Here is an 11,806-nt window from a genome sequence, read left to right as displayed (position 1 = left end):
CTCTCCTTAGATTGAAGTTTAGGTGATCTTTAGTCCAATCCTGCTGCGGACAGCTTCCATTCGCTGAGGTATTCCGGAGGCGGTTACCGATTCTCCGGCTTGAACCGCTTGTTCAATATCTCCCATCGTCTGCCGCTTCAGATAATCGCGCAGCGCCAGCGGATAAGACCGCAAGGCCTGTCCCAGGCTGTTCTGCATTTCATCGGTCCATAGCTGCTCAAACCTTTCTCTTGCCTCCCCGTAGCTGAATGGCTCCAGGTTCTCTGTATGGCCTTCCCGCTGCTGCAGGCTCAGAGCTTCGTTGATTCCATGCTCATCTACAACCACGCCATAGTATTCAGCGGCGCACCCGGGCGAGAGCAGCCCGCTGCGCACATCGTTCATCACCTCGGTGCTGCTCCTCAGATAAGGATCGCCATACCCGCCTCCGCCTTGGGAGAGGAAGGTCACCGAGTCGCCCGGCTGCAGCAGCAGCTCATCGATCCGGCCCAACTGCCGCTCGCCGGTCTGCCCGGCGTTCAGGATAGCTTCGCCATGCTGCCCGACTCCGCCACCAAGCCGCCCCCAAGGCTGGAACGACATGCGTTCCATATTGCGGGCAGTCATCACTGTATCCGGGCTGAGCACCCGGACTTTAAGCTCAATGCCGCTGCCGCCGCGGTATTTACCCGGACCGGCAGAGTCGGCCCTGAGCGAATACCGCTCAATCAGAATCGGCATCTCTGCTTCTGCTGTCTCTGCGGGAATATTCCGCAGATGGCCTACGGCGAAGTCCATGCCGTCAATCCCGTCCTTCATCGGCCGTGCACCGGAGCCGCCGCAGACCGGCTGAATGACACCCACCTTCTTCTTTCCGGTTATGGGGTCCGTCATGGCCATCATCACAATGCAGGCTTGGCCGGCTCCCGCCGCAGGCAGCTTATGGCTCTGAGCCTTGCTTAACGCTCCGGTAATCACATCCATTACCCGGATAAAGGTGGCAGCCCGGGCACCGACAGCCGCGAGCGGCTCAGGATTCAGGACGCTGGCATCCGGCACGTGATTGCTGACCATCCGGATCATGCCCGAATTCCAGGGTATCGAGGGATCGATGGTGCGGAAATAGCGGATTAATGCCGGCACCAGCATATAATGTCCTTGCTGATTGAAGGTCGGAATATTGAAGGAGGCTCTGACCTGAGGGTCGGTCCCTGTGAAGTCAAGATGGATGTCTTCCCCGGCAATCGTCAGCCGGCAGCGCAGCCGGATGGGATACCCTCCCGGTCCATCCTCTAGATAGTCCCAGAAATCGTAAGCACCGTCGGGAATCTCGTTTACAATGGCTCTGCCCTTCAGCTCGGCATATTCCAGCAGGTCAGCGATTCCTTGTTCAACCTGGACAGCACCGTAGCGGGCAATTAATTCCTGAAGCCGGCTCTCTCCCCGGTTCAGGGCCGCCATCAGCGCCTTCAGGTCGCCCAGATTCTGGTCGGGGATACGGCTGTTGTCCAGCAGCAGCCGCATCACCTGCTCATTGACCTTACCTGCTTCATAGAGCTTGACCGGTGCAATGCGGATGCCTTCCATATGAATATCATAAGCGGTGGGGGAGACGCTCCCCGGAACCTTCCCGCCGACATCCGAGGAATGGACAAAACACATCCCGAACGCGATAATTTGACCTTCATGAAAGTAGGGCTTGATCAGATGAATGTCCGGCAGATGGGTAACCATCCCTTCGGTCGTATACGGATCATTGCAGATGACAATATCCCCTTCCTGCCAATCGCCGACAGCCTGCAGGGTTGGCGCGGCTGGAATGCCAAGTGATAGATTATAGCCGGTATCAAGCGGAGAGCCGAAGGTCTCGCCGGCCGGAGAGAGCAGGTAGGTTCCGAAATCACCCGTCTCTTTGACAAAAGCGGTGAACCCCGTTCGCAGCACTACATGGGCCATTTCCTCGACGATCGCCTGGACACGGTTATTAAAGATTTCCAGAAACACCTTATCTGTGATCATCCTTCTGCCTCCCCGATAATATTGCCATGCTGGTCCCTGCAGATGGAGAAACCTGCCGGTACAAAAACAGTGGTGTCGTACTCTTCGATAATGACAGGTCCCGCCAGCCGGGTCTCTGTGCTTAGATGTTCCCTGCCGATAACCTTGGTCAGCTGTATCTCGCCGTCAAAGTCAATTAAGCGGCTCTCCTCCACTTGGCAGGAGTCTGCAGCTGCAGGCACTTCCATTGCAGGCAGTTTGGGGGTATTGCCGATTACTGTAGCGCGCAGATTCACGAACATGACCTCCGCTTCCGAATGGTTAACTCCAAAGACGGCTTGATATTGCTCATGAAATCTATGCTGCGCTGCTTCAGGATCGTTCCATTCCGGCTCGGTCAGCGGGACTTCGAGGTCAAAGGCTTGTCCCTCATATCGCATATCGGCACTGAAAAGCACATCAACACCTGCCAGCCTCACTCCCCCTGCGGCTTCTTCTCCAATCCAGCGGCGGCCTTGTTGCTCCAGAGTCATGAAATGCCGCTGCAGTTCATCCGGCTCCAGCTGGCCTGCGCTTGTGTGCAGCGTGTACACAAAATCATTGCGCAGATCGGCAACTGCGCAACCCATGGCGCACAGTGTCCCCGGTGATGGCGGAATCAGCACCTTGCGGATGCCTACCTCCCTTGCCATCAAAAAAGCGTGCATGGGACCCGCGCCGCCATAAGCCAGCAGGGTGAAGTCCCGCGGGTCTACGCCCTTACGGGCCATCAGCGGCGAGAACTGGGCATACATATTCGCCGTTGCCACATCAAGAATCGCCTGTGCGGCTTGTCTGGAGCTGAGTCCCAAGGAATCACCCAGCCGCTGCAGCGCCTGTTCCGCGAGCTGTGGCACCAGCTGCATTTCGCCTCCGAGGAATCGGTCAGCCTGCAGCACGCCCAGATGCAGGTAAGCATCCGTAGTGGTGGCCTGCATCCCTCCCCTGTTGTAGCAGGCGGGGCCAGGATTCGCTCCCGCGCTGCGCGGGCCGACCTTCAGCACGCCCACCGAATCCACCCAAGCGATGGACCCGCCCCCGGCGCCAATCGCGGTTACATCAATGGCCGGGAGGATAACCGGGAAGTCCCCCACATGGTTCTCGGTGGAATATACCGGTGAGCCGTCGATCAGTGCCACATCGACACTGGTTCCGCCCATGTCAAATGTGACCACCTGCTTCAGTCCTGCCCGCTCTGCAATGTATGTTGCCCCGATAACACCCGAGGCCGGGCCGGACAACAGGGTCTTGACTGGCTCCAGAGAGGCGCGCGCTGCTGTCATTACGCCCCCGTTGGACATAGTGGACAGCACACTCGCTTGCACGCCGTATGCTCCAATACCTGCTTCCAGTCTTTTGAAATAAGAGCCCATCCGTGTGCCAACATATGCGTTCATGACCGTAGCGAGCGTACGCTCATATTCACGCTGCTGCGGCCAGACCTCGCTGCTGGTGCAGATGAACAGCTGAGGATAACGCCTGCGGATCCATAATGCGGCCTGCTGCTCATGCTGAGGATTGGCGTAAGCATGAAGGAAGCTGATGGCAACGGCAGCAACCCCTGCCTCCACCAATACCTCCACAGCCTGCAGCAGCTGCTCTTCATGAAGCGGGGTATGGACGCTGCCGTTAGCGAGCAGACGCTCATCCACTTCCTGCACCAGATGACGGGGTACAAGCGGCAGTGTTTTATCTCCATAGAGGTTCGTCGTATTCTCCAGCCTTAGCCGGCGGATCTCCAGAATGTCACGGTAGCCTGCTGTAACCAGCAGGCCCGTAACCGCTCCACTGCGTTCGATCAGTGTATTGACGCCCAGTGTGGTGCCATGCACGAACCTCTCGATGCGGGCAGTATCCAATCCCGAAGCCTGAAGCTGCTCCAAGGCCTGGAAGATGGCCTGCTCAGGTGCTTCGGCCACTGAAGGAGTCTTAAGCGCCGCAGCTATCCGGCCCTGCTCGTCCATCACAATCACGTCTGTAAATGTACCGCCGATGTCAATGCCTAAACGATATGTCTTGTCCACGTTGTCCCTCCTCATTACCGTCTTAAGTCAAGATGCTGTCCGCTTTGAAGAGCGTAATACCGTTTAACGTCCTCAATCATCTGATTGATATGATCCACCATTGCCGCCTCAGCTGCTTCCGGCGATCTGCTGGCTACCGCCGCGAGGATACGCTGATGATCTACAGCCAGCGCACTGCCAACACTGCGGCGGATAAAGGCCGTCTCTTCGAAATCGCGGCTAGTCTGCCATACCAGCTCTACGGCGTGCAGCAGTACCTGATTGCGAGCCGCGAGAGCCAGCAGCTTGTGGAATTCACGGTCCTCCTCATAAGGAATCTCGCCCCTGGAGAGCATCTGCAGTTGAAGCTCAATGGAATCCTCCATTAGTTTCAGATCTGCTGAGGAAGCCCTCACTGCAGCCAGAGAAGCTATCTCCCGTTCCAGAGCCCGCCTGGCCACCAATACATCCAGCAGAGCGGCCTCCCCCGCATGGTTCAGCACCTGCAGCAGGCGGGAATTCACATTCTTCTGGAGCAGCTCTTTCTCCAGGAAGCTTACACGCTGGCTTCCCTTGGCGGTGAGCAGCCGCCCTTTTCTTCCTTTAAGCACCGTGTAGCCTTCCACGTCCAGCTCCATGAGCTTCCGGCCTATGGTGGCCTGGCTCAGATTATATTTTTTACCGAGTGAATACACCAATGTGCTCGCACCAACCGGCATGTTTGCCAGATCAAGCTCCTTTAACAGTTCAAGTTCCAGCTGTAAGGGATGCAGCTCCAGAGTCATTCCATTCATCCTTTCGAAGTTGAGATATCGTTAGCTGGGAATGTTGTTACTCATTGATGATTAACGAAATTATAACGTCGGGCATTACTAAAATCAAGTAATCACACAAAATTAGTTGGAATAAAATTAAGCATTATAAATCCGCCACGAATTCGATTCAATTAAATACATTAAATTCCTATTATTATGTAAATATACACTTGGGATTTACGCTTCACCAGTGCCATTTTGCTTATTATTTAAATTTTTCAGCTTCGCATACACATTCTGTATCGCCCATAGAAAAAAACCCTTATCCCAGCAGCTCCCTTCTGTTTCATCGTAAGGGTACTGTTAGGGGTAAGGGGTTCTAAGCTTAATGTAAGCCGCTTACGGGAACCCGGAACTGCTCGGTTATGGAGCTGTTGCCTTCCATGCCTGCCATCTGCCGGATGGTGGTTCCCCACACATTATGGAATTAATTCTCTTCCAGATAAGAAATTGGTTTCTTAACTTCTACCTTGGTTCCGCCAAAATTCTCTTTGATATAATTCTGGGTGTCCTCGCTATGGTACAAGGCCGACAGCTTCTGGATATCTTCATTATCTTGCTTGTCCGCTGTCGTTACTAGGATATTGATGTTATTCTTGGTCGCTTCTGAGATTTCTTCGTAATAGAGAGAATCCTCCAGCACATTCAGCCCGCCTTCGAGCGCAATCGTATTGCCGATGAGCACCAGATCTACATCCTTGATAACCCGTGGCCCTGTCGTATCGTCAATCAATGTGAAGCTGAGCTGCTTCGGATTGCTGTCAATATCGTTAACCGAGCCGGTTCCGTTATCGAAATCCGCCTTCAAGGTAATTAATCCGGCCGCTTCCAGCAGCTTCAGGCCTCTGGCTGTATTGGCAGGGTTGTTGGCGATCGCGACCTCTGCACCTTCGGGCACATCGGCAAGGTTCTTGATCTTATCGGAATAGATACCCATAGGCTCCAGGTATGTAGTGTCAAAAGCGACCAAATTGGCTTTGCTGTCCTTGTTGTAGCTCACCAGGTAAGCCCAGGATTGGAACGCGTTCACATCCACTTCGCCTTCCTTGGTGGCATTGTTCAGCGGAACGCCGTCACTGATCTCTTTCACTTCAAGCTTCAGGCCCGCATCCTTGGCTGCCTGGGATTCGGCAATATGCTTCCAGATCTGCGCATCTGATCCCATTGAGCCAATCACCAATTCCCCCGCTGCGGAATTATTCTTGCTGCCGCAGCCGGCAATCACCAGCAGAATAGTCATAGTTAGTAGAATAGCGGATATTTTCCTCATCAAAAACACTCCCTTTTTCTTTTTCGCAATTATACATCGGATAACTCGGAATTGCTACAAGGAATGTAAACTATTCTTGTTGTTCGCCTCTGCATTCTGTTGCCGGCTCTCTATAATTACCGCGTTGCGGTGAAGCTTGAACAATGAACTGTGTGTCCTATAAAGAACGGCAACGCCCAACAGACCGCATATTGCCACCGTCACGGTTATCACCATTAAAGCCTTGGCTGCACCTACCTGTCTCCTTATATAGCAGGTTAAGCTTATACCTAACCAAGCTCCGCAAGTGTTATAGACGAGATCATCTACATCACTACTGCCGATAGCCAGCCCGAACTGCAGAATTTCCAGCACCAGACTGAAGGCCGAACCAAACAGTAGTACCTGTCCTGGACGCAGCTTGGTCAATACGGGCAGCATGAGGCCCAGTGGAACGAACAGAACGATATTGCCGATGATATTCTCAAGCAGTCGTCCGCTGTCCATTCCGCCCTGGATCATCTCCAATGTAGAGGCCATAGGTACAGGACTGACGGTACGCGGAAATAATCCGATACCCCCTAGCAGATTGTAGAGCGGCGCGTCCTTGAACAGGATAATTCGGATCAACAGCGACAGGTAGAGAACAAACATAATCCATAAGACGGTAATTGTTCTTCCCGGTGAAACCTTAGGTGTTTTCTTCATGTTAAGTCCCTTTCTGCAGAACGGAGCTGCATAGCAACAGCCCGCCATATTTTAGCATCAGCATACTAAATCCGGGCGGGCTGTTGATTTTCTTTTTATGAAGAAAGCTTAAGAATTTCTTAAGGGCAACCCTACCTGAAAGGTTGTTTTTGTTCAGAGTAATCCCGGAAAAGCTGATCATCTGCCCCACCTTCTGCGGACCGGCTGTGTTATACAGTGTGCAGCGCCTTAGATGCGCCTTCACCCGTGCCACCAGCTCTAGCGGCAGAAATGGCTTTGTCACATAATCGTCCGCGCCCAGCGTCAGACCCGTAATCCGATCCATGCCTTCCGTTCTTGAAGTCAGCAGGATGATGGGATAATGGTGCTGCTCCCTGATCTGCCGGCATAGCTGGAACCCATCCATATCCGGCAGCATGACATCAAGGACAGCCAGTTCAACCGGCTCGGTGGCAACCGCTTGCAGTGCTGTACGAGCGTTATAATGTTTAGACACGGCATACCCTTCGTTCCTCAGATACAGCTCAATTAAATCAGCGATCTCCTGCTCGTCGTCAACTACAAGTATCGTACCGTTCAAGATTGAACCCTCCATTTCGTTGCTGGTCCTGCTGTGTCAGGCCGTACTGAAATTACACCAAACCGGCATACGATGTCAACGGCAATCGGCACGTCCGGAGTAAAGCCTATATCCTCAGGGAAAGAACAAAATCACCCTGGCGGGTGAATAACTTTCTAGCCAGCGGTTATTTATCCGCTGGCTCTTCTTTTCTCACCAAGGTTCCATTACAAACAGGACAGAAAAACTCTGGGGATTCTCCGCCTTCCAGTTCATACGAACACTCGGCTACTATAAATTCAGGTACAGGGTCCATCATCCCACATTTCACGCAGATATAATCGATCCATACCTCTGACTCCTCTTCTTCCTCCCATGGATTCCATAGGTCCAGTTCTTGTTCTTTATCCTGTCCGGACTTTTGGCCCTGTTCTTTTCCCATGACTTCGTATCCCCCATTTCTTTTGGTTTTCATATTCTCGCTGCTCGTCATAATAATAAATTCTCCCATATTCCGCATGCCAAATCACCACAAGCAACATCCGGTGCTTGCAGCAGGGACAAAGCATCGGGTCTCGCCCATAGCTCTCCAGCATCCGCTGGCGGTAGCTTTTCTTCTTCCTTTCCTCCGCTGGAAAAGTCATCTCGATTTGTTTGTGCACCATGTACCGCCACAGATTAATTACCTTTTGTGACTCTTTGTTTTTCCCCCGGCTGTATAGACCATAGCGCCCCACCATCCGAAAATGCTTGGGCGGAATGTGCTGCACCAGATCGTAAATGAATTTCATTACCGGCGATACCACATCCACCCGTTTGCCCGTTCGGTGATCCTCATACCAGTAGTGCACCTTGTGGTAGTTGTAGCTTACTACCCGGTACTCCGCGATCGCCGGACGCGCCAAATAGCGCCCAATGTATTTCGCTGCTCCTCGGGCATTTTTCATCCGCTGCTCCGCATTCACATAAAACCCCTGCGAATAGCGCTGGTATAACTCATTCACCAGTCTCTTTATACGTTCTTCCTCCGGATACCATTTCATCATTAAATCCAGTAGCAGTTTCTGCCACGATTTCCGCAAGTACTCATACGAGATATACTCCGCCTTCTTCCACTCCTTGTTCCGGTCTAGCGCGCCTTCCGTAATTAGCGCATGGATATGCGGATTAAACTTTAAATCACGGCCAAAGGTATGAATCACGGTAATCACACCGACTTCGTATTTCTTGCTCTTATTTTTCCGCCGGTAATAATATTGAATGACCTTGGCCACTTGGTTACTCAGTTCATTTAACTTCCGCCGGTCTTGAAAGAATACCTTGCGTAGTTCTTCAGGCACTGTAAATACGAGGTGGCGATGAGGTACATCTAGTATTCGTTCTTGCTGCTTTTCCGCCCATTCATCCGTATATTTCTTCCCACATCCATGACAAAAACGGCTTTTACAGGTGAAGCAAATAAACACGGGTTCCGGCGTTCCCTCCGTGCATCCCTTGCACTCATATCTGGCATAGCCCATATCCCGTGTACCACAGCGTATCGCTTTATTCACGGTTTCTATCATGCTACTGTGGAGTTCCTTGGGCAGATGATGTCCGTGCATTTCCATGAATCCATGAAAGTGATCTTTTAAAATCTGCCGGATGACTCCTCGTTTCTTCCACCTCTCCTGATTCTTCACGTCCATCCCTCCTCCTTTTTTCATCGGAGTTATCCACATTTTTTTACACTCTATAATTTCCTATACAATAAAAAAAGCCCCTAAAGGGGCTTTTGAATCTGATTATGGATGAGTCATCTCCAACTATGAAGTATAACTACTTTTGGGGTTACTGTTTAGGTCTCAGTGAGGATCTAGAATGTTACTCCGGGACGTTCAACGCAAATAGATGCATAAGTGCAACTAATTTCGGCTGAAACCTCTATCAGAGGCGATTAAGTGCGATATTACAACTAATTTCGAGTAAATCAAGTCTTCTACGCTCAAACGCCGGAATTAAGTGCCTTATTGCAACTATCCGCTCCAAAACGTAAAAAATCAGATAATTAGATGCACTTCTGCAACTAATTTATTGGCTCGGACTTAGCAAACCACTACGAAGTTAAATCTTCGATATTCTCATCATACGGAGGCCTAAGCAGTAACCTTTTTTGTCACTTGTATCCTGGATTATTTTATGGAATACTTTATTAATTTCAAGTTAATTGATGGGGTGTGGCCAGACTATGATAAAATTGGACTTCTTCTGATGGAGTAGAATGGAATATGAAAAAGTAAGCATAAAGCTAAAAATAAAAGCCCTGCAGAACATCCTGCAGGGCGTATATGAAGGTGAGAAGTGTAACTCCATATGAAGCTTTCTTGCTCATGCTGTTTTAGCCAAGCTGTAAGAACGGAAACAAATGCCGCAACCGCGTAATTAATTTTCTCTTGCGATGTTTCATGGTCCAGTCAACTACCTTTCGGAAATACAAGCAACTCTTGTGATTCCTGCTGACAATTGATACCTTCCACTTCCCACCTACTTGTAATTACCCGGTTTGACGGCTCACTAAACCGCTGAAAAGGCAAAAGGAGATAGATGAATGAATAAACTTGTATTTTTTCTCGGACCAGGCGGAGCAGGCAAAACGTCATTGGCCAAAGCTGTAGCGACACGCCGTAAGGCAGTTGTGCTGGATATGGATATTCTGCTTCGTCCCGCCTCGGATGTGATTATGACCCTGCATGGCCTTGACCCTACAGACCGCGATTCTGCAGAATATAAGCAGCTGTGCCGTGATCTGGGTTACCGGATTACGATGGACGCGGCGCTGGATAATCTGCCCCTCGGCACGGATATCCTGGTGGTGGGCCCCTTCACCAAGGAAGCTGAAGATCCTGGCTGGATTGAAAGCGAGCTGGCCCGGATCGGCTATACACTGCAGGATGTTGAGGTCAAGGTGGTTCTGGTCAAGCTGGCGAATGAAGCCCTCTACCGTCAGCGGATCATCGACCGGCAATCCCCGCTGGATGACTGGAAGCTGGAGCACTGGGACCAGTTCCGGCTTGCGCTGGGCAGCCGCACCGTAGCCTGGCCGCTTCCTCCTGCCCATATTACGGTTATTGATAATTCCAATCCTGATATGTCTGCCGCTGCCGCAGCGGTGGAGCATTTCATGGACGCTTAAGCTGATTCTTCCGCCAGTCGCACGTATTGGCACACGCGAAGGAACAGGCGGTGTAATCGTGCCTCATCTCCGACTAGAGATGCCGCCCACGCTGGGCTTACCACGAAAGCAGCGAGTTTCTAATAACAAGAAACTCGCTGCTTTTTGGGAAGTATTTACTTATTGAAAAGACTTTAATACCCCTATAATCTCATCCAGCTGCTTGTTCAGCGCATAAGCATCCGAGAAATAATATGTGGTGAGGTCATAAGTGAACACATGCCCTGCTTGTACAGCCGGGAGGCTCTTCCAGATTGGACTCTCCATAACGTCGAGCCTGTCCTGCTCATCTCCGCGGCTGAAGCCCTGGAAGATGTAATCGGCTTCGCCCAGATACTCCGGCAGTGCTTCGTGGGAAACGGAGGCCCAGCCTTCCTCAAAAGCCGCTTCCTCAACAATCTTCGGCGCATGCAGCCCAAGTCCGTTATACAGAATCTCGCCGCCCCGTCCATAGGAGGAACCGTACAAATACAGCTCTTTGCCGGCAATTTCGAAGATGGCCACTTTTTTGTCCGCTGCGATCAGGTCTGCAATTTCCGCTTTTTTATCTTCCAGTTTCTTGTCAAAATCAGCTACCCACTGCACCGCCTGCTGTTCCTTGTTCAGAATTTTACCGATTTCGATCAATCGTTCCTTGTAGTTGTATTTGCCCCAGGGAATGAAGACCGTCGGCGCAATCTTGGAAAGTTGTTCATAGTTTTCTTCTTGATAGGTAATAATCAGATCCGGATTTAGAGTTATAATTTTTTCTAGCGACAATGTAGTATCATCACCCACAACTTCTACCCCGGCCAATGGCTCTTTGAAGTACGGATTCTCCAAGATATTATTTCCGGTAACGCCAATGGGCGTTACGTCCAAGGTCAGTAAATCACCTATGAAGTCCGATGCGGGCAAGACTACTCTCTGTGGATTCCGGGAAATCTGTACCGACCCTTTGTCGCTCTCATAGGTCCATTCTTCCGTTTCTGCTGCCTGTTCCGCGCTGCTGGCGGCGCTCTCGTCAGCGGCTGCGTTGCCCGCGTTGGCTGTGTTGGCTGCGTTCCCCGAATTGTTGCCCTGGTTCGCAACTTGTCCGCAGGCACTCAATATCATCACTAGTATTAGCGCAAAGGCTATTCTGCTCATTTTTCCCATGGCTGTTATGTTGTACAATGTAAATCCCCCTTGAAGCTATTTTATTTGATATTGATAATCAATATCATTCAATCTCCGTCTACTATACCACCTCAGGGGGAACACATA

General features: G+C 51.2%; 10 protein-coding genes. 1 reads left to right on the top strand and 9 read right to left on the bottom strand.

Annotated features, from left to right (window positions below; translation table 11 throughout):
• Nucleotides 1-18 precede the first annotated feature (18 nt).
• The 8 genes from B9T62_RS12030 to B9T62_RS11995 all read right to left on the bottom strand — a co-directional run bounded on the left by B9T62_RS12030 (nucleotide 19) and on the right by B9T62_RS11995 (nucleotide 9,038).
• Nucleotides 19-1,998, bottom strand: a complete 1,980-nt coding sequence (locus B9T62_RS12030; RefSeq protein WP_087915470.1) for a hydantoinase B/oxoprolinase family protein — start codon at nucleotides 1,996-1,998, stop codon at nucleotides 19-21.
• A complete protein-coding gene (locus B9T62_RS12025) occupies nucleotides 1,995-4,040 on the bottom strand; it encodes a hydantoinase/oxoprolinase family protein (RefSeq protein ID WP_087915469.1) in 2,046 nt (681 codons plus the stop codon). The genes B9T62_RS12030 and B9T62_RS12025 overlap by 4 nt, the downstream gene beginning before the upstream one ends.
• 14 nt (nucleotides 4,041-4,054) lie before the next feature.
• Nucleotides 4,055-4,804 (bottom strand): FCD domain-containing protein, encoded by a 750-nt coding sequence (locus B9T62_RS12020; protein WP_087915468.1) that lies wholly within the window; start codon nucleotides 4,802-4,804, stop codon nucleotides 4,055-4,057.
• A 457-nt stretch (nucleotides 4,805-5,261) separates the two neighbouring features.
• Nucleotides 5,262-6,104, bottom strand: a complete 843-nt coding sequence (locus B9T62_RS12015; RefSeq protein WP_087915467.1) for a MetQ/NlpA family ABC transporter substrate-binding protein — start codon at nucleotides 6,102-6,104, stop codon at nucleotides 5,262-5,264.
• A 54-nt stretch (nucleotides 6,105-6,158) separates the two neighbouring features.
• Nucleotides 6,159-6,791 (bottom strand): VanZ family protein, encoded by a 633-nt coding sequence (locus tag B9T62_RS12010; protein WP_157685583.1) that lies wholly within the window; start codon nucleotides 6,789-6,791, stop codon nucleotides 6,159-6,161.
• Nucleotide 6,792: 1 nt separating this feature from the next.
• On the bottom strand, nucleotides 6,793-7,371 hold the full coding sequence (locus B9T62_RS12005; protein WP_087915465.1) for a response regulator transcription factor: 579 nt from the start codon (nucleotides 7,369-7,371) through the stop codon (nucleotides 6,793-6,795).
• A gap of 166 nt (nucleotides 7,372-7,537) precedes the next feature.
• Nucleotides 7,538-7,792, bottom strand: a complete 255-nt coding sequence (locus tag B9T62_RS12000; protein WP_087914887.1) for a hypothetical protein — start codon at nucleotides 7,790-7,792, stop codon at nucleotides 7,538-7,540.
• Nucleotides 7,755-9,038 carry an IS91 family transposase gene (locus tag B9T62_RS11995; RefSeq protein WP_169834340.1) on the bottom strand — a complete coding sequence of 428 codons (1,284 nt, stop codon included), beginning with the start codon at nucleotides 9,036-9,038 and terminating at the stop codon, nucleotides 7,755-7,757. Before B9T62_RS11995 ends, B9T62_RS12000 begins: the two co-directional genes overlap by 38 nt.
• 899 nt (nucleotides 9,039-9,937) lie before the next feature.
• On the opposite strand from B9T62_RS11995, the gene B9T62_RS11990 reads away from it, so the two are divergent.
• The gene (locus B9T62_RS11990; protein ID WP_087915464.1) at nucleotides 9,938-10,522 is read left to right on the top strand and encodes a P-loop nucleotide/nucleoside kinase family protein; all 585 of its coding nucleotides are present in this window, start codon (nucleotides 9,938-9,940) and stop codon (nucleotides 10,520-10,522) included.
• Nucleotides 10,523-10,681: 159 nt separating this feature from the next.
• Here the strand turns inward: B9T62_RS11990 and B9T62_RS11985 are convergent, their stop codons facing one another.
• Entirely contained in the window at nucleotides 10,682-11,716 is a 1,035-nt protein-coding gene (locus B9T62_RS11985; RefSeq protein ID WP_087915463.1) for an iron-hydroxamate ABC transporter substrate-binding protein, read from the bottom strand.
• Between the last annotated feature and the right edge of the window lie 90 nt (nucleotides 11,717-11,806).

Origin of the sequence: Paenibacillus donghaensis, assembly GCF_002192415.1 — a bacterium.
In the GTDB taxonomy this organism is placed as follows: Bacteria; Bacillota; Bacilli; order Paenibacillales; family Paenibacillaceae; genus Paenibacillus_AQ; species Paenibacillus_AQ donghaensis.
Note: the sequence above shows the minus strand (reverse complement) of the source record. Positions and strands in the feature narration are given on the sequence as shown.